13 protein-coding genes are annotated in these 19330 nt (G+C 68.2%); 5 read left to right on the top strand and 8 right to left on the bottom strand.

Annotated elements, in window-relative coordinates; all coding sequences use genetic code 11:
- Positions 1 to 162: 162 nt before the first annotated feature.
- The 8 genes from GZ998_RS07645 to GZ998_RS07610 form a co-directional block, all read right to left on the bottom strand.
- Positions 163 to 1662, bottom strand: coding sequence for an oligosaccharide flippase family protein (locus tag GZ998_RS07645; RefSeq protein WP_162679337.1), 1500 nt, complete (start codon positions 1660 to 1662; stop codon positions 163 to 165).
- Complete coding sequence (locus tag GZ998_RS07640) at positions 1659 to 2930, bottom strand: O-antigen ligase (protein WP_219109494.1); 1272 nt, start codon at positions 2928 to 2930, stop codon at positions 1659 to 1661. The genes GZ998_RS07645 and GZ998_RS07640 overlap by 4 nt, the downstream gene beginning before the upstream one ends.
- Complete coding sequence (locus tag GZ998_RS07635) at positions 2914 to 5076, bottom strand: glycosyltransferase (RefSeq protein ID WP_219109493.1); 2163 nt, start codon at positions 5074 to 5076, stop codon at positions 2914 to 2916. The genes GZ998_RS07640 and GZ998_RS07635 overlap by 17 nt, the downstream gene beginning before the upstream one ends.
- On the bottom strand, positions 5076 to 6026 hold the full coding sequence (locus GZ998_RS07630; RefSeq protein WP_219109492.1) for an ATP-grasp fold amidoligase family protein: 951 nt from the start codon (positions 6024 to 6026) through the stop codon (positions 5076 to 5078). The genes GZ998_RS07635 and GZ998_RS07630 overlap by 1 nt, the downstream gene beginning before the upstream one ends.
- Complete coding sequence (locus GZ998_RS07625) at positions 6026 to 6970, bottom strand: ATP-grasp fold amidoligase family protein (RefSeq protein WP_162679341.1); 945 nt, start codon at positions 6968 to 6970, stop codon at positions 6026 to 6028. The genes GZ998_RS07630 and GZ998_RS07625 overlap by 1 nt, the downstream gene beginning before the upstream one ends.
- Positions 6967 to 7809 carry a glycosyltransferase family 2 protein gene (locus tag GZ998_RS07620; RefSeq protein WP_308807182.1) on the bottom strand — a complete coding sequence of 281 codons (843 nt, stop codon included), beginning with the start codon at positions 7807 to 7809 and terminating at the stop codon, positions 6967 to 6969. Before GZ998_RS07620 ends, GZ998_RS07625 begins: the two co-directional genes overlap by 4 nt.
- A 357-nt stretch (positions 7810 to 8166) precedes the next feature.
- A complete protein-coding gene (gene ileS, locus GZ998_RS07615) occupies positions 8167 to 11526 on the bottom strand; it encodes an isoleucine--tRNA ligase (protein ID WP_219109491.1) in 3360 nt (1119 codons plus the stop codon).
- Between the two features lie 443 nt (positions 11527 to 11969).
- Entirely contained in the window at positions 11970 to 12737 is a 768-nt protein-coding gene (locus GZ998_RS07610; protein ID WP_161924425.1) for an SDR family NAD(P)-dependent oxidoreductase, read from the bottom strand.
- Between the two features lie 789 nt (positions 12738 to 13526).
- Here GZ998_RS07610 and GZ998_RS07605 point away from each other — a divergent pair.
- The 5 genes from GZ998_RS07605 (at position 13527) to cobA (ending at position 19330) form a co-directional block, all read left to right on the top strand.
- Positions 13527 to 15248 (top strand): nitrite/sulfite reductase, encoded by a 1722-nt coding sequence (locus GZ998_RS07605; RefSeq protein WP_219109490.1) that lies wholly within the window; start codon positions 13527 to 13529, stop codon positions 15246 to 15248.
- Positions 15245 to 16108: a phosphoadenylyl-sulfate reductase gene (locus GZ998_RS07600; RefSeq protein WP_162679346.1), complete on the top strand. Its 864-nt coding sequence runs from the start codon at positions 15245 to 15247 to the stop codon at positions 16106 to 16108. Before GZ998_RS07605 ends, GZ998_RS07600 begins: the two co-directional genes overlap by 4 nt.
- Before the next feature lie 54 nt (positions 16109 to 16162).
- Positions 16163 to 17095 carry a sulfate adenylyltransferase subunit CysD gene (cysD, locus tag GZ998_RS07595; RefSeq protein WP_162679347.1) on the top strand — a complete coding sequence of 311 codons (933 nt, stop codon included), beginning with the start codon at positions 16163 to 16165 and terminating at the stop codon, positions 17093 to 17095.
- Positions 17096 to 17168: 73 nt separating this feature from the next.
- Entirely contained in the window at positions 17169 to 18521 is a 1353-nt protein-coding gene (locus GZ998_RS07590) for a sulfate adenylyltransferase subunit 1 (RefSeq protein WP_162679348.1), read from the top strand.
- Positions 18518 to 19330: a uroporphyrinogen-III C-methyltransferase gene (gene cobA, locus GZ998_RS07585; protein WP_219109489.1), complete on the top strand. Its 813-nt coding sequence runs from the start codon at positions 18518 to 18520 to the stop codon at positions 19328 to 19330. Before GZ998_RS07590 ends, cobA begins: the two co-directional genes overlap by 4 nt.

The following is a 19330-nucleotide window of genomic DNA, read 5'->3' as shown; positions in this document are numbered from 1 at the left end:
CTCAAGGCGCTCCCGGGACCGGGAGCAGGCGTGGGGCGGGCGTATGGATCGTATGGATGCGGTCATGGTGGTCTCCTGTTCGTTGCTCATTTGATCGCTGACTGGGTCGGCTACTCGGCTGGCGCTGGGGACTCGCCTGCGTCCGCAGCGGGTTGGCGGGCATCACTTCATGGCATTGATCTCCCGCAGCGAGGTGGCTAGGGAACGCCGGTTCAGCAGGAGGATGGCAGCGGAGACCGCGCACAGCACGGCCACCGCGATGCCGAGCACCGGGACCCCAAGCGCGTGCAGGACCGCCCGCAGCCCCTGCCCGGCCAGGGCGACGGCGGCGGCGGTCAGGGCGAAGCGGCCAAGCGTGCGGGCGTCAAAGGCAGAGGCGAATCCGCCGTCGATCTCCTTCAGGCTGAGCCGCAGCAACACGCAGGTCATGGCCAGGTTGACGCCGACGGAGGCCACCGCCGGCCCGACGAAGCCGAGCAGCGCGTACATGGCCGGGCAGGCCACGATATTGGCCGCCACTGCGGCCAGCGACACGGCCATGAGTGTGCGGGTGCGCCCGGCCGCGCTGAGGATGAGCGACAGGCCGGCGAAGCGGACCATCGTGGTGATCAGGTAGAGGCGGAACACTGCCAGCCCGCCCAGGTAGCGCGCCCCGTACAGCACCTGAATAACCTCGGGGGCAACCACCATGGTGGCGACGCAGAAGGTCACCGTAGTCAGGTAGCCGACGGCGAGGTAGTGGTGGAACAGGCGTCGTACCAGGTCCTTGCGGCCGGCGCCCAGGTAGCGGGTGACGATCGGGATGATGACGGTCAGGAAGGAGTTGGGGATAACGTCCAGGGGTAGCACCGTGGAGGCGTTGGCGTAGACCGCGTACCGCTCGGTGGTCTCATACATGCCGATCACGAGGGCCCCGACCTGCCGCATGACGGAGGAGGTCATCACGTACACGCCCATGGGCAGGGCGAAGGCAAGGATGTCCCGCGCCAGGAGCCAGCGGGGCCGGGCCGGAAGCAGGAGATACTGCCAGCGCCGGAAGCAGTCCCAGAACCACAGCACCGACGCCAGGTCGAGTGCGAGCAGCATGACGAACAGCACCGCAATGGAGGAAGTCACCAGGGCCGTGATCAGCACGGCGGTGAGCTTCAGGGCGGAGAAGGCCAGGTTGCGCACGGCGATGGCGCGGGCCCGCCCGATCGACACGACGAGCACTTGCAGCATGCTCATCATGTTGGTGAGCATCGGCCGCAGGGCGAGCAGAACGATCAGCGGCTCCAGCAGCGGGTTGGAGAAGTACCCTCCGATCGCGCCCCGCGCCACCACCAGGACAATCGCCGTGACCAGACCAATGACCGTCTGCAGGCCCAGGATGGTGCGCACGTACTCGCGTGCGGAGGCATTCCTGCCGCCCCGGTTGAAGAAGTAGTTGACGGCGTCGACCATCCCCAGGATTGTCCCGTCGGAGCACACGGCCACCAGCAGCACCCCCTGCGCGTAGGTGCCGTAGGCGGTCAGGGACAGGCTGTGTGACAGGATCATCGTGTTGACCATGGCGGAGGCGAGCGTGACTACCTTGACGCTGGCCAGCAGCAGTGAATCCGTCGAGGTGCCCGACTTAATCCCCGGACGGCGCAATTTGACTAATAGCGAGCGAATACTCACCGAGCCCCCTTCCCGCCGCGTACTGCGCCGCCCGTCAGCTGTTCGGCCCGGGCGGCCAGGAAGGGGATCAGGTAGAACAGCGCCATATTATACGTGTAAATCTCGGTGACCATCATGACCGACATAGCGGCATACACCGAAACAAATGCAGCGCGAGCACGGGGGTCCACACCGGAGCAGTCGACGCTGCTGCTCGCCAACCACAGCATTGCGAGGAACAGGAGTACGGCAGCTAATCCGCCGTCGTACATGAGCTGGAGGTACTGATTGTGAGCCTGCCAGGTCAGCCCGTTGGCGCCGGGGATGAACGCACCGAACTCATAGTTGATGCCGTGGCCGAGCAGGGGCGATTCTGCCAGGATCGGATAAGCGGCGTCCCATAGGTCGGTGCGGCCAGTAAGGCTTGCCGACTTGCCGAACAAGTGGCCGAGCGCGGTTGTGAAATAGAGCTGGACACGCGCTCCGACCACCAGCAGGTTGACCAATAGGCCGAATACGGTCACGCCGCGCATGGAGAATACTGTGCGAATGGCCCCGTCCCGCACGCGCGCGCCGAAGTAGAAAACCGCCGCTATGCCCGCACCCACAGCTGCGGTGGCCACCTGTAGGGAGATGATTTGTAGTGCGCCGAGGGCCAGCGCCAAAATGGTTCGCCAGCCGTACCTCCGTGGCGATACGGAATCGTAGAGCAGCGACACCAGAGCCGCGGTGAAGATGCAGTCAGTGACACGAGTGCGGATGCCCAGCAGGTACGAGGGCTGAGCGAACTGCCCGTCCATGGTGAAGGTCCGGTGGGTGCCGGTCAGGATCATCAGGTAGTTGATCACCAGGTAGGCCAGCAGCAGGTCCGCAATGACGCGCAGCAGTCGGCGACGCGCGTCCGGGCCGACGTCTGCCTGCAGCTCAATGAGTAGTAGCAGGGAGACTTGGGCGACACTGGCGTACCCCCAGTTGAGTATGTCACCGCCGTGGTAGAGAGTCGGCGGAAGAAAGGCCAGGCGGTAGAACACGAAGACGAGGAAGACGGGCGACAGGGGCACGCGCCGCGCCAGGTGCATCAGGCACAGCACCGTGAAGACCGCCGCGGTGGCGGCCTTCACCATCGGGGCCAGGAGCGCGTCCTGGTCCACCAGGATGGGCTTCATGAGGATCAGGCACGCCGTCAGCAGCCCCAGGTAACGCAGGGGATAGCAGCGGTCGGCCAGGCGAGGTGGCGCTACCCGGGCGGGCAGGGGCGGGGCAGAGAAGGTCTCAGCGGTAGAGCTCAAGGTACTTCTCCGTCATGGTGCGGACCGAGTGCTCCCCAGCCGTGCGTACCGCGCCGGCGCTGAGCCGGGCATACCTCTCCGGATCGTTCCAGATGGCGTGGATGGCCGTTGCCGCCTGCTGCGGGTCAGGTGGCACCAGGGCCCCGTTGGCATCATCGACGACGATGTCGGGAACCCCGCCCACCGGCGTCGCCACGGCCGGCAGGCCGGCCGCCATCGCCTCAATGAGGCTCATCGGCTGTCCCTCGTAGTCCGACAGCAGCACGAATATGTCGGATTCCCTGAAGAATGCGACCGGGTCGCGCTGCAGACCGGCGAAGTGGACGCGGCCGACCAGTCCCAGGTCACGGGTCCGCGCCTCCAGTTGCGGGCGCAGGGGCCCGTCTCCAACCAGCGTGAGTGAGGCATCAGCGCCGAGCCGCACCATTTCAGCCAGGGTCTCCAGCAGCAGGGACAGGTTCTTGGCCGGCACCATCCGTGCCACGCACAGTAGCCGCACCGGGCCTCGGCGCCCGTTACGCGGCTCGCACCGGAAGTGGCCGACGTCGACGCCGTTGCCCACGATCGGAACGGCCTTCGGCTCCAGCGCGTACTCGCGGCACACCGAGTCGCGAACTTGCCCGGTCAGTGCAACCGGCACCACCCCGTGGGTGAAGGCCAGGTGGTTGAAGCGCCGCAGGCCGCGGCGCCGCGTCTCCTTCGTGGCCAGGTTGTGGACCGTGTGGATGATGCGGGCTCCACTGCCGGACATGCGCACAGCGGGCACTACGTACTGAAGTACCGGCAGGTGGGAGTGCACGACCGTGGGGGCGAATTCCCGGATCTGCCGCCGCAGCGCGAGGACCGTGCGGGGATCTGGGCCCGAGGCCTTGTTGAGGGCGACGACGTCGATGCCGGCCTGCCGCATGCGCTCTCCCACGTCGGTGTCCGCCCCGTGCAGACTGACCACCCGCACCGGGATCTGCGCCGCGACCAGCTCGCGGGCAAGGCCCAGAACCATGGTTTCGGCGCCGCCAGTGCTCAGCCCGTGTATAACCAGTAGCACCCGGGTCCCGTCTGCCGGAGCCCGCCGTTCGGCGCTGAGTCTTGGGGCACCGGCGTCGAGTGTGCGGATGATCTGCGCAACTACCTCCTGGGAGGAGTAGTTGGCGGCGCGGGCGTGGATGCCGCGGCGCATGGCTCCTACCTCGGCCGTGGGCAGCGCGAGGAATCGGCTCAGCGCCTCGCGCAACTGGCCCGGCTGGTCGTAGTCGTAGCTCAGCCCGGTGACACCGTCCTGCAGCATCTCGCTGTAATACGGCCACCTACTGGCCACCACCGGCAGCCCCGCGGCCATGGCGTCGATAATGGTTCCGGGCACGCCCTCACCGGGCCACTGCGTTGGGAAGAGCAGCGCGTAGTAATCGCGCAGAATTCTGGCTCCCTGGTCGGGGGCCGCCTGGCCCGCGTAGCGGACGCACGGATGAGCATTGACGAGCCTGCGGAACTCTTCCGCATAGTCGGGGTCCAGCGGCCCGTAGATGTCCAGGACGGCCTTGTCCTCGCCGGCGTCGGCGTTGATGGCGCAGACCGCCTGGATTGCGTTCGTAATGCCTTTCAGGGGCGTGACACGGCTGAAGGTGCACAGCCGCACCGGGCGGTCGTCCGGTACGGGGGACGCGCTTGGCGGGATGCTCAGGTCCTTGAAGTTGGGGAGGTAGACCGCGTTGATGACGCCGAGCTCGCGCAGCCTGTCCGCCAGGGCGCGGCTCTCAACCCAGTTGACGGCGAAGCTGTTGAGCTGCTTGACCAGCCTGCCACCGCCGTCCCTCGCGACGTCAGCGGCAAGCTTGCCTCCGATGAGACTGTGGTAGATGCGCTTGCCGCGCAGCCGCGCGGCAGCCGCGAGAATCGGGAACAGGGCGCGTCGGCCGCCGGCAGACAGGAGTACGACGACGTCATCACAGCTTCGCAGGCACCGCGCCAGCTCCCGGGCGACCTGGGGAGCGCGGCGGCGATAGTCGCGGGTATCTACCGTCAGGATGCTCTCAGCACCGTAGTGGGACACCAGGTGGCGGTAGAGGGTGCGGGTCTTGACGGTCTGGCCGTCTAGTAGCGCGCCGGAGGGGTCAACGCGCCCGACTACCCCGATCTTCCTTGTGCGCATTACAGCATCACGCCCCGGAACGGCTGCCTCGCCGGAAGAGTGATGCGGCTTCCCAGCTCCGCGTCGTAGGCCGCCGGGGCCAAGCGGGGCAACCCGTTGGAACTGGTGAAGGTGACCTCGCCGACATAGAGGCGGCCGGCAACCTCGTAGAAGTCGACCCGCGCCAGGGAGAACCCGCGGGAGAGCTCTGTGGTGATGGCGAGCATCTCCTCCAGGCGCTTCGGGCGGGGCAGCACGTCCTCGGCTACGCCGTCGTCGTAGCGAGAGTTGTAGCGGAACGGGGCCTTGCTCCAGTCAGGCAGGAAGGTGAGCATGCGCTCGCCGGTGAAACGGCCGTCAACGGTAATGGCGAACTGGACCTCGCCATCGAAGGCCACGAACTTGTAGTCGCGCAGGCCCCCGCTCTCATCCTGCAGGAACTGCTCGGCAACGATACGTGGCTCGCAGTACTCGTAGTGCAGCTCGAAACCGCCCGTCATGGCCATGCGCCGCCCCAGCCAGCGGGCCAGCTGGCGCCGTGAGCGGGCCTCATGCAGACGCCGCTTATCCGGCACGACGATGTTCCAGCCGGAACCGTGGGTAGCCTTGATCACGTACCTGTCGGGCAGCGCATCGAAGTCGATATCGTCAGCCGACTCCCAGACCCCGAGCAGCGGCACCAGGTACTCTCCGCCAATTTTGGCTGCGACGACTTCTCGCATAAGGAATTTGTCCGCCAGCCGCCCCTTGACGGGCGTCGAGTCATACAGCTTCAGCCACTGCGCCTTTTCCGTAAAGGTGCGCGGATCATCCAGGTCGCAGGTACGGCCGGTCGAAAGCCGGTACCAGCGCTCAAGGGCCTGCCGGTACTGCCGCGGCTCCAGGCGGCAGTTACGCCGGTAGACGGCGTCGCGCAGAATGTCTTGTGCAGCGCCGGGAAGTAGATTCCGGGCCAAGTCCTTCACAGTCACTACAGCATTACCCCCCGAAACGGCTTCTTATCAGGCAGCACGATACGGTCGCCCAGCTCCACGTTGTAGCGCTTGGGCGCGAACCAAGTTAAGCCATTAGAATCGGTGAAGGTAATCTCGCCCAGATACACACGCCCCTCCACCTCGTAGAAGTCCACCCGTGCCAGGGCGAAGTCGCCCCCGATTGCGCTGGCGATCTCAAGCATCTGCGCCAAGCCCGCAGGCTTCTCAAGCGACTGCGCGGGCCCCGGGTCTCCCCCGTAATGAAAGGGCGCCCTGCTCCAGTCCGGAAGGTAGGTGCGTATGCTCGGCGTGGGGGTGAAGCGGCCAGAGACGCAGACAATGAACTGCACCTTGCCGTTGAAGGTCATCACCTTGTAGTCGCGCAGGCCTCCGCTGTCGTCTCGCAGCAGCGGTTCACAGATGACGCGTGGTTGGCAGTACTCGTAGTGCAGCTCGAAGCCGCCGGTCATGGCGGCACGGGTGCGCAGCCACGCCGCCAGGCGGCGTCTCGCCGCGACCGTATCCAGCTTGCGTGCGTCCGGCACCACGATGTTCCACCGGGTGCCGTGCGTCGCCTTCAGCACGAAGGCGCGTGGCAGGGCAGCGAAGTCGATCTGCTCGGCGCGTTCCCACACCCCCAGCAACGGGACGAGGTACTCGGAGCCCACGCGCTGGGCGGCCCACTCGCGCATGAGGAACTTGTCCGCCAGCCGCCCCTTCAGCGGCGTGGAGTCGTACAGCTTCAGCCACTGGATCTTCTCGCCGACGGTGCGCGGATCGTCCAGGTTGCAACGATGCCCGGTCGACAACAGGTACCACCGCTCCAGCTCTGCACGGTAACGCCTCAGCGGCAGAGCACAGTTGTGGCGGTAGATCCTCTGCCGCAGCCCCGCCTCCGCCCGGCTGGACAGCAGCGACTGGGTCATTTCCTTCACAGTCATTTGCCTTTTCTCCTCTTCAGCGCGGCATGAAACAGCTGCCATGACAGGCAGTAGGCCGCGTAAGTGCGGGAGATGCCCTCTACATTGCGGTAGAGGTTCCAGGTTCTTTTTACCGCCTTCACCTTGTCGCTGGACAAGGACCCGGAAGTCTTGCGGTATTTCGCCAGGCACTCGTCCAGCCCGTAGATCCGGTACCCGCGCTTCATCACCTGCAGCCACGTAGCGGCGTCCTGGCCGCGGCGCAGGTCAGGCATTACGAGCAGGCCGGGATCCACGCGCTCGGTGTCGAACAGGATGGTGAGCGTGCAGGTGAGCGTATTCTTCAGAAACTCGCTGTAACCGATCGACTCTGGAACGTGCACGTAGTTGCGGTGCGTGCCGTCCTCCTCGATCGTCTCGTAGGAGGCGATACAGGCCGCCAGCCCGCGCGCAGACATGAACGCAATCTGGCGCTCGAGCTTGCGGGGAGACCACTGGTCGTCCGCGTCCAGATACGCGATGTACCGGCCGCGCGCCCGGGCAAGAGCCAGGTTGCGGGCCTGGGCCACCCCCCGGTTGGCGGGCTGCGCGAGCACCTGCACCCGGGGATCTGCGGCGGCACGCTCCTGAGCCAGCGCAAGCGTGCGGTCCCGGGAGGCGTCATCGACCACCAGCACCTCAAGGTCCGGCATGCTTTGGGCCAGGACGGAGTCCAGCGCCTGGTTGATATGCCGCTCGGAGTTGAACGCGGGCACAATCACCGAGACAAGCGGCTTGCGCTCGTCGTTAAGCTTTTTTTCTTCGGCTGGGACGATGCTATGGCGCAACGGCGGGCTTTTGCGAGTCACCGATTCCTCCACATTTAAATGGAACAACCTTGACGGGCGGTAGCCCGGCAGGGAATGAGAATCCCTGGCAGATACGTGTTGGGAGAATCGGGTCAGGGATGAGGCGTCGCGTCAGGGCCTGGCGGACACTTCTTTTCTCGGGTGCGATCTGTTCGCAGTACAGAGGCTAGCGTGCTTGTATAGCGATTTCATAGGCAGACCGGTCACGGTTCCACCCCTAAAAAAGCAACCCCTAAGTCACTAATTAAGGATTACCAATATATACAGGCATAATTCATAGGCACGATCCAATAGTCGCCTGGTCTATGCCTGCTGCCGCTCGCACCGCGGCGGGGGCAGCCGCTGCCCCCGCCGCGGGCGAGACGCGCCTCAGGCCCGCGCCACGGTGGCGCTGGGGGCGTCGACGTCGGCGGTAACCACCTGCAGCTCCACGCAGCTGACCTCCCGCTTGATCAGGTCCAGGTGGGCGCCGGTCCAGGCCTGCTTGTCCGCCGGCACAGTCAGCGTCGCGCGCGCCGGCTCGCCGATGTTCAGCCCGGCAGCCTTGCGCTCGTCCATGAGCAGCCGGACCAGGTCACGGGCCCAGCCCTCGGCCTCCAGGTCGGCGTCGAGCGCGGTGTCCAGCACCACGAAGGCGCCCGAGGGCAGCACCGTGGCGGACAGGGCGTCGTCGCTGACCTCGATCCGCGTGGACAGGGTGAAGGCCAAGTCCTCGGCCTCCAGGATCACCGGGACGCCGTCGAGCAGGACCGTGCCGAAGCGCACGTCGCCGTCCGCGGTGACCTCCCACTCCCCCGCCTTGACCGCGGCGAAGAGCTTGGAGGTCAGCTTGCGGACCTGCGGCGCGAAGGCGCGCGGGTTGAGGGCCAGTTCCTCGGTCAGCTCGTAGCCGGCCTCGGTGGCGTCCACCACCCGCACCTGCTTGACGTTGACCTCGTCAGCAATCAGCCCCGCGAAGGGCGCCAGGCCGGCCGGGTCGGCGGTGGCAATGGTGAGGGTTCGCAGGGGCTGGCGCACGCGCAGCTTCTCGGCCTTGCGCAGGCTCAGCGCCGCAGAGACCGCATCGCGTGCCTCGTCCATCGCGCTGACGAGCGCGGGATCGGCCACGTGCTCGGGCAGGACCGGCCAGTCCGCCAGGTGCACGGAGCGCTCCCCGGTCAGCCCGCGGTAGATCTCCTCCGCCAGCAACGGGGCCAGCGGTGCAATCACCTGCATGAGCACACGCAGCACGGTGGCAAGCGTGTCGAATGCCGGGCGGGACGCACTAGCCGATGCACTCGTGAAGCGGGCGCGGGAGGTGCGCAGGTACCAGTTGGTCAGCACGTCGATGAACTCACGCACCGTGTGAGTTGCACCGGTGACGTCGTAGGCATCCATCTGCGCCGCCACGGTGATCGCCAGATCCCTGGTGCGGGCCAGGATATAGCGGTCCATCACGTCTAGGGATCCCTTGGGACCGAACAGCGAGGGATCAGCCAGGTCCACGCCCTCGGTGAGGTAACAGGCGCCCTCCTCCCCGGCCTGGGCGGCGTACAGGCTGAAGAAGTACCAGGTGTTCCATAGCGGCAGCATCACCTGGCGTACCGTGTCGCGGATGGCCTTGTTGGTGACGGACAGGTTGCCGCCGCGCACCACCGGGGAGGACAGCAGGAACCAGCGCATCGCGTCGGCCCCGTCGCGGTCGAAGACCTGCTGGACGTCAGGGTAGTTGCGCAGGGACTTGCTCATCTTCGCCCCGTCGTTTCCCAGCAGGATGCCGTGGGAGACGCAGGTGGTGAAGGCGGGGCGGTCGAACAGGGCGGTGGCCAGCACGTGCAACGTGTAGAACCAGCCGCGGGTCTGCCCGACGTACTCCACGATGAAGTCGCCCGGGTTGTGGGACTCGAACCAGTCCACGTTCTCGAACGGGTAGTGCACCTGGGCGAAGGGCATGGACCCGGACTCGAACCAGCAGTCCAACACGTCGGGGATGCGGCGCATCATGGACCTGCCGGTGGGGTCATCCGGGTTGGGTCGCACCAGCGTGTCAATGAAGGGCCGGTGCAGGTCCTTGACCTCCACGCCGAAGTCGCGCTCCAGCTCCGCGAAGGAGCCGTAGACGTCGGTGCGCGGGTAGGCCGGGTCGTCGCTCACCCACACGGGGATGGGCGAGCCCCAGAAGCGGTTGCGGGAGATGGACCAGTCGCGGGCGCCGGCCAGCCAGTTGCCGAAGATGCCGTCCTTGACGTGCCCGGGCACCCAGGTGATCTCCTGGTTGAGCTCGACCATGCGGTCGCGGATGGCGGTGACCTTCACGAACCAGCTGGAGACGGCCTTGTACATCAGCGGCTTGCGGCAGCGCCAGCAGTGCGGGTAGGAGTGCACGTAGGACTGTTGACGCACCAGCACGGCGCGCACGGCCGCCTCGCGGCGGGCCAGTGGGCCGGTGCCATCGCGCAGGTCGGCGATGATCGGCTTGTTGGCGTCGAAGATGTGCCTGCCGGCGTAGTCGGGGACCTCGGAGGTGAACAGGCCGCCGTCGTCGACGGGGATGACCGTGCCGATGCCGTAGGGCTGGCAGGAGTACATGTCATCCTCACCGAAGGCGGGTGCCAGGTGCACCAGGCCGGTGCCCTCGGTGGTGGTGACGTAGTCGGCGGTGATGATCTGCCAGGCCGCCGCCCCGGGGGCGGCTCCCTCCGCACGGTGGGCGGCGTCGTCGTAGTAGTCGTAGATGGGCACGTAGCGCACGCCGACCAGGTCGGTCCCCTTGTAGGTGGCCAGCACCTGCGGGTCCTCACCCAGCTCACGGGCGTAGGTTCCCAGCAGGTCGCGGGCGAGCAGCACATCCTGCCCGGCGACCGGGGAGTCGAGGTCGGCGTCCACGCGGACGGTCACGTAGTCGACGTCGGGGCCGACGGCGACGGCGGAGTTGGACGGCAGGGTCCACGGAGTGGTGGTCCAGATCAGAGCCAGCTCCGGGGCGGCGTCGGGGTGGGCAGCATCCAGTCGCTGCTCCAGGCGCAGGCCCACCGTGACAGTGTTGTCCTGACGGTCCTGGTAGACGTCGTCATCCATCTTGAGCTCGTGGTTGCTCAGTGGCGTGCGGTCGTGCCAGCAGTAGGGCAGCACCCGGTAGCCCTGGTAGGCCAGGCCCTTGTCATACAGGGTCTTGAAGGCCCACATGACCGACTCCATGTAAGTGGGGTCGAGGGTCTTGTAGTCGTTTTCGAAGTCCACCCAGCGGGCCTGGCGGGTGACGTAGTCCTCCCACTCCCTGGTGTAGCGCAGCACCGACGTGCGGCAGGCCTCGTTGAACTTCTCGATGCCCAGGCCGCCGGGGCGGGTGATCTCGGTGACGTCGTCGATGCCGAGCTCGCGCTGCGCCTCCAGCTCGGCGGGCAGGCCGTGCGTGTCCCAGCCGAAGCGGCGCTCCACGCGGCGGCCCTGCTGGGTCTGATAGCGGCCGACCGCGTCCTTGACGTAGCCGGTCAGCAGGTGCCCGTAATGGGGCAGGCCGTTGGCGAAGGGCGGGCCGTCGTAGAAGACGAACTCGTTGGAGTGGCCGTTGTCGTCCAGCGCGGGGCGGGCGTCGATGGAGGCCTGGAAGGTGCCGTCCTGCTTCCAGTAGTCCAGGACGTCCTCCTCGATCGCCGGGAAGGAGGGGGACGGCTCGACCTTCTGGCCGGGGCGGTGCAGGGGGTAGAAAGCGGCGCCCGGGTGCTGGGCGGCGGTGGGCTCTTCGGCCATTTGTCTTGCCTCGCGTCTCACTCGTAGTCGTTTGCGCCACTGGGGCGCGGGATCCACGAGGACGACGCCGCTCCGACCGCCGGTACCCGGCGGCGGTGCCGCACCGCGGTACCACCTCGCTTGCCCGCTCCGGCAGCGCCGGTGCGGACCGCTTGATTCGCAGCTGTGACGGGCTGTCCCGTCCGGTTCTACTGGGGGCCGCGTACACAATGTGAACGCAGTCCGGTTCTTCCGGAGGCTCGCCGGTGATGGCCGGGTCGGCGCCTGTGGCGGTGAGTGTAACCGCGCGGTGCCCACCCGGCCATCCCCGGAGGCCTCCAGACGGAGTCGTGCTGGCCACACCGGCGTCAGGCGCAGGCGACAGGGGAGCCCGCGGACCGTGGCACGGGGAGGCGGAGGACCTGTCTCGTCGGTTAATCCGTTGGGAAGCGGGACCCGGCCCCTCACGCCCCCTCGCGCGCCACCAGCGTGTTGGAGGCCTGGGCCCGGGGCCGTACCACCATGGAGTCGATGTTGACGTGGGAGGGCAGCTCCAGCGTCCAGGCGATGCACTCGGCCACGTCCTGCGCGGTCAGCGGCTGGGCCACCCCGGCATAGACCTGGCGCGCCGCTTGGACGTCGCCGTGGAACCGGTTGAGGGAGAACTCCTCGGTGGCAACCATGCCCGGAGCTATCTCAATGACGCGCACCGGCTCTCCCACCAGCTCCAGGCGCAGAGTGTTGGCGATGACCCGCTCGGCGTGTTTGGCCGCGACATACCCGGCCCCTCCGGGGTAGGTGTCATGGGCGGCGGTGGAGGTGAGAAAGACCAGGTCCCCGCCACGCTCGCGCAGACCCGGCAGGAAGACCTGGCTCACCCGCAGCGCCGCCAGCGCATTGCGCTCGTACATGGTCGCCCACTCCTGCGGGTCGCCCTGGGCCACGGGGTCGACGCCCAGCGCTCCACCGGCGTTGTTGACCACGGCGTCTACCGGCCCGTCAGCCAGAACCTCACGGGCGAGGCGGTCGACGTCATCGGGCACCTGGAGGTCGGCCGCCACCCAGGCGCAGCCGGTCTCCTCCGCCAGCGCCTCCAGCCGCTTCGCGCGCCGGGCGGTGGCCACCACCTGCCAGCCGTTGGAGCGCAGCCGCCTGACGGTGGCGGCGCCGATACCGGTGGAGGCGCCGGTAATCACGGCCCTGCGTGTGGATGGGGCAGTACTCGTGCTCATGCCCCAATGATGCAACAGGCGGCGTACCCGTGCCGCCGGCTGAGAAGCGAGCCTTGTGAGCAGGGCGCACGCGATCGCGTCCCGGAAACGCGTGCTGTCCTCCGAGGCGCCTTTTTGTGGGTGATGAGCCGCGGCGTCGAGGCGTGCCCGCCATTCTCCGTGCTTGCGGTGTGCGGGTGTGGTGCGCCTGGTGGGTGTTGTGTGCCCGGGCGCTCCCGCCGTGGGTCGGAATGTCCGGATTCGGCACAAAGGCCGCCGACGACCCCCAGGCCGGATTTGAAAACCGCATGATTGCAACGTTCTGCCCACGGCCGACGGCGACGTCGGAGTCGTTTATGCCGATCCTGGACACTTTGGGCCGCCATGCACCGGAACGAGCAGCAACGGAGAGCCGCCGCGGGCAGGCCTACCCCAAGCACTCGGGGGTACGCCAATGACAGAACCGTCATCGCCGACGTCGTCTCACTATCCGGCCGCACGGTTGTGTCCCCCTCCGCCGCGCCCCTAAGGTGCACGGCATGACCCAAGCGCATCCCCTGCTCGCCGCCGCGGAGTCCCGCGGGGCGTTGCTGCGCTCCACTCGAGTCATGTGCTGTCAGGCCCGCTAAGCGCCTGACCACCGCGGCTTCGCCGCACACGGAATCCGGCGCACTGAGGCGTCCGGAGCCGCGCGGCAGCAAGTGGACCAATTCCCGGCCAATAACCGGCAGCCACTTGTAGACACCGATCCGGAGCGAGTCCCCGAACCAATGACTCCGGACGCTCATGCACCACCAGCCTGGAGGAGACATGAGCACGATCAAGGACCCGTCCGCAAGCGACACCCCCGCCGGCCGCACTATCCGCCCGCCGCGCGCCGGCCGCTCCAACGGCCAGTGGCGCATCGACGGCCGCAAGCCCCTGAACCCCAATGAGGTCGTCAAGCAGGACGGCGATCCGCTCGGCGCGCACGACCGCATCCTGTCCTCCTATGGCGCAGCCGGGTTCGACGCCATCCCGGACGACGACCTCCACACCCGCTTTCGCTGGTGGGGCCTGTACACACAGCGCAAGCAGGGCATCGACGGAGGCCGTACCGCCCAGCTCAGCCCCGCCGAGCTGTCCGACCGGTACTTCATGCAGCGGGTGCGTATGGACGGCCAATCCCTGTCCGTGCGGCAGATGCGCGTCCTCGGCCAGGCCGCCAACGACTTCGCCCGCGGCACCCTGGACGTCACCGACCGGCAGAACCTCCAGATGCACTGGATCCAGATCGAGTCCGTACCCGAGCTGTGGCGCCGACTGGAGGAGGTCGGCCTGACCACCATCGAGGCGTGCGGCGACACCCCGCGCGGCTTCCTCGTCTCCCCCGTGGCCGGGATCGACCCCGACGAGATCATCGACCCCTCCGCCGCCGCGGCCGAGATCCGCGACACCTTCCTCGGCAACCCAGACATTGCCAACCTGCCTCGCAAGTTCAAGACCGCCTTCACCGGTTCCCCCACGCTGGACATCCTCCACGAGATCAACGACATCGCCTACGTGGGCGTGGAGCACCCCGAGCTCGGTCCCGGCTACGACCTGTGGATCGCCGGCGCGTTGTCGACCGCGCCCTTCCTCGGACAGCGCCTGGGCACATTCGTGCGGCCCGACCAGGTCACCGACGTGTGGTGGGCCACCATCCGGCTCTTCCGCGACTACGGCTACCGCCGCCTGCGTAACAAGGCCCGGTTGAAGTTCCTCATGGCCGAGTGGGGCCCGGAGAAGTTCCGTCGCGTCCTGCAGGAGGAGTACCTGGGCTACGAGCTGGCGGACGGTCCCGCCCCCGCGCCGCCGGTGGGCGAGGCGGACCACATCGGTGTCCACCGGCAGAAGGACGGGCGCTACTGGATCGGCGGCAAGCCTCCGGTCGGGCGCCTGTCCGGGGACACCATGCTGGGGCTGGCCGACCTCGCCGAGGCGGTCGGTTCCGATCGTGTACGTACGACGCCGCTGCAGAACATCCTGCTGCTGGACGTGCCCGCGCAGCGCGTGGACGAGGCCGTAGTCGGCCTGCGGAAACTCGGCATCAACCCGGATCCGGGGCCGTTGACCCGCTCACTGCTGGCCTGCACCGGCCTGGAGTTCTGCAAGTTCGCAATCGTGGAGACCAAGTCCCTGGCGGCGCGGGTGAGCGCCGAGCTCGACACGCGCCTGGCGGACCTCGACCTCGACCGCCGTATCTCTATCAGCGTCAACGGCTGCCCCAACTCCTGCGTCCGCATCCAGATCGCCGACATCGGCCTCAAGGGCCAGATCATCAGCGTCGACGGTCAGCAGGTACCCGGCTTCCAGGTGCACCTGGGAGGCGGCCTGGCCTCCGCCGGCCACAACGAGGCTGAGCTGGGACGCACCGTGCGCGGCCTGAAGGTGGCCGCCACCGACTTGACCGACTACATCGAACGCGTCGTGCGCCGCTACGCGGCCGCACGCGCCCCGGAGGAGAGCTTCTCCCAGTGGGCACAGCGGGCACCGCAGGAGGAACTGGTATGACCACCGACAGCATCGCGCCCCTGGCCGGGCTGCGCACGGCCACCATCCCCACCCTGACCGCCAACGCCGCCCCGGCGACCGCCCCCACGGCAGCCCCGGCCGTCAATCCCTACGGCCGACTTATCGCGCGCGGCGCCAACCGCCCACGCTCCGCGCAGGCTCCCCGCCGCAGCGAAGCCGAGCTGCGCCGCATCGCGGCCGACGGCGCCGCACGGCTGGGCCCTACTGCCTCGGCCGAGGCGGTCATCGCCTGGGCGGCCGAAACCTTCCCCGACTCGCTGGCCGTCGCCTGCTCCATGGCGGACGCCGTACTGCCGCATGTGGTGGCCACCCGCATGCCCGGCGTGGACACACTATTCCTGGAAACCGGTTTCCACTTCCCCCAGACCGAGCAGACCCGTGACGCCGTCGCCCGCACCATGGACGTCACCGTCATAGACGTCCTGCCCGAACTCACCATCGCCCAACAGGATGCCGAGTACGGGCCGCGCCTGTACGAGCGGGACCCCACCAGGTGCTGCTACCTGCGCAAGGTGGCGCCCCTGGCACGAGCCCTGTCCGGCTATGAGGCCTGGGCCACCGGCCTGCGCCGGGAGGACTCCCCCACCCGCGCCGACGCCCCGCTGGTCGCCTTCGATGAGACCCACCGGATCGTCAAGCTCAACCCGCTGGCGGCCTGGAGCTTCGAGGATCTGCTGGAGTACGCGACCGCACACGACGTCGTCGTCAACCCGCTGCTGGCGGACGGCTACCCGTCGATCGGCTGCCAGACCTGCACCCGGCGCGTCGCCCCGGGAGAGGATCCCCGCTCCGGACGCTGGGCCGGATTCGCCAAGACCGAGTGCGGCATCCACCTGTGAGGCCCCGTCCGCACGCCCCTGCACACCAAGCCGCGAAACCGATTGGAGAGCCACATGAGCACAGCCACTGACAGCATTACCAGCGTTACCGCCGCCCCTGCGGATCACCTCGACGCCCTCGAGTCCGAGGCGATCGGGATCATCCGGGAGGTGGTCGCCGAATGCCGGCGCCCGGTGCTGCTGTTCTCGGGCGGTAAGGACTCCGTGGTCATCCTGCACCTGGCCCGCAAGGCCTTCTGGCCGGCACCGCTGCCCTTCCCCCTGCTGCACGTGGACACCGGCCACAACTTCCCCGAGGTACTCGCCTACCGCGACGAGACCGTCGCCGCCGCCGGAGCGCGCCTGCTCGTCACCCGGGTGCAGGACTACATCGACGACGGCCGCCTGCGCGAACGCCCGGACGGTACCCGCAACCCGCTGCAGACCCGCCCGCTGCTGGACACCATCCAGTCCGAGGGCTTCGACGGCGTCATCGGCGGTGCCCGCCGCGACGAGGAGCGGTCGCGCGCCAAGGAGCGCATCGTCTCGCTGCGGGATGAGTTCGGGCAGTGGGACCCCCGCAACCAGCGTCCCGAGCTGTGGCGGTTGCTCAACCTGCGTCACTCCCCCGGCGAGCACCTACGCGTCTTCCCCCTGTCCGACTGGACCGAGCTGGACGTGTGGCGCTACATCGAGCGCGAGGACATCGCCCTGCCGAGCCTGTACTACGCCCACCGGCGGGAGGTCTTCTCACGTGACGGCATGTGGCTGGCCGTCACCCCGGTAACCCGGCCGCGCGAGGGCGAAACAGTCACCACCCGCACCGTGCGCTACCGCACCGTCGGCGACATGTCCTGCACCGGCGCCGTGGACTCCACGGCGGCCAACAACCACGAGATCGCCGTCGAGGTGGCCGCCTCCACACTCACCGAGCGCGGCGCCACCCGGGCGGACGACCGCCTGTCGGAGTCCGCCATGGAGGACCGCAAGCGCGAAGGCTACTTCTGATTCCTGTTCCAGCTCCCGCTCCGACACCCATCCCACCCCATACACCCGCCGCCACACACCCCTGGAGAAACCCATGACCGACACCCCCTCCGAGCACGCCCCCACCGCAGCGGACCAAACCACCCCGCGACCGTCCAAGACCACGGGGCTGCTGCGCCTGGCCACCGCCGGCAGCGTCGACGACGGCAAGTCGACCCTGGTCGGCAGGCTGCTGGTCGACTCCAAGTCGGTGTTGCGCGATCAGCTCGCCGCCGTCGAGCAGGTGAGCCTGGACCGCGGCCTGACCCACGCCGACCTGGCCCTACTCACCGACGGCCTGCGCGCGGAGCGTGAACAGGGCATCACCATCGACGTCGCCTACCGCTACTTCGCCACCCCCCGCCGCTCCTTCATCCTGGCCGACTGCCCCGGCCACGTGCAGTACACGCGCAACACGGTCACCGGCTCATCGACCGCCGACGTGGTGGTCCTGCTCGTCGACGCCCGTCACGGCGTGGTGGAGCAGACCCGTCGGCACCTGGCGGTGGCGGCGCTCCTGAACGTCCCACATGTGGTGGTCGCCGTCAACAAGATCGACCTGGTGGACTTCTCCGCCGACGTCTACGACGCGATCGTCGCCGAGTTGGGCGCCGCCGGCGCCGAGCTGGGGGTCACGGACCTGCGGGCACTGCCGACCTGCGCCCTGGAGGGGGACAACGTGGTGCGCCGCTCCTCGCGAACCCCCTTCTACCGCGGACCCGCCCTCCTGGAGCTACTGGAAACCATCCCGGCCGACACCACGCCGACGGACGGGGCCTTCCGGCTGCCCGTGCAGCTGGTCATCCGGCCGCAAGGAGCCGCGGCGGAGGGCCTGTCCGACTACCGCGGTTACGCCGGGCGGATCGCCGCGGGATCGGTGCGCGTGGGCGAGGAGATCGTGGTTCTCCCCTCGCGGCGCCGCAGCCGAGTCGCCGCCATCGACCTCGCAAACACCGCCCTGGCCGAGGCGCACGCCGGCCAGTCGGTGACCCTGCGACTGGACAATGACATCGACATCACGCGCGGTGATCTCCTCGCCGCCGCCACCGACCCGCCGCAGCTGCGCCGGGACCTGGCCGCCCGCGTCGCCTGGCTGTCCGAGCGGCCCGCCAGGTCGGGCGACCGGGTACTCCTCAAGCACGGGACGCGTACCGTCCAGGCGATCATCACTGCCGTCGAGGGCGTCCTCGATCTCGACGACCTCACCGCCGCGCCCGCGCAGGCCCTGGCCCTCAATGACATCGGCTCCGTCCGCCTGCGCCTGTCCGAGCCGCTTCCCGTCGCCGACTACGCCCATTCCCGCAGCGACGGCGCCTTCCTGCTCGTAGACCCCTTCGACGGCTGGACACTCGCGGCGGGCATGGTGCGCCTGGAGGACGAGCGGGCGTTTGCACCGCTGGCGGCATGAACCGGGCGAGTACAGCCGCGGGCACAGCCGGGCCGCTCGCGCCGGAAGTTGAAAGAGTCCCGGATACCGACCGTCCCGGCACCGGCTGGGTGGCGCTCATCGGCGCCGGCCCCGGAGACCCGGAACTGATCACGGTGCGTGGGCTGGACCTGCTGCGACGGGCCGACGTCATCGTCATCGATCGTCTCGCCCCGCGCCGGCTATTGGACGCCGCCGGCCCCGGCGCCGAGGTGATCGACGTGGGCAAGCGCCCGGGTCATCACCTGCTGCCGCAGGAGCAGATCGACGCGGTGCTGGTGGACCGGGCCCGCGCCGGGCAGCGCGTAGCGCGGGTGAAGGGCGGCGACCCGTATGTGCTGGGCCGCGGCGGTGAGGAGGCGGCGGCCTGCCGGGCGGCCGGCATCATCGTCGAGATCGTCCCCGGAGTCACGTCTGCCATTGCCGTGCCTGCCGCCGCGGGTATCCCGGTGACCCACCGAGGCCTGGCCCGGGGGTTCTCCATGGTCACCGCTCACGAGGAACTGGTATCCACGGTTCCGGCCCGGCGCGACCACACGCTGATCCTCCTGATGGGTGTGGCGCACCTTAGTCGCTCGACCACGATCCTCCTGGAGGCGGGGGCCGATCCCGACACCCCGGCCGCCGTCATCGAACGCGGCTTCCTACCCGATCAGCGAGTAACCACCACCGTGCTGCGATGTCTGCCCGACGTCGCCGTCAGCGTCGGTGTCACCGCTCCGGCGGTCATCGTCATCGGCGACGTCGTCACCGTCAGCCCCGCATGGAACACGCGGATCGTCCCCGGGTAA

Source organism: Actinomyces sp. 594, assembly GCF_019325145.1.
Taxonomy (GTDB): Bacteria; Actinomycetota; Actinomycetes; order Actinomycetales; family Actinomycetaceae; genus Actinomyces.
The sequence above is the reverse complement of the archived record's forward strand: the minus strand, read 5'-3'. Positions and strand labels throughout refer to the sequence as shown.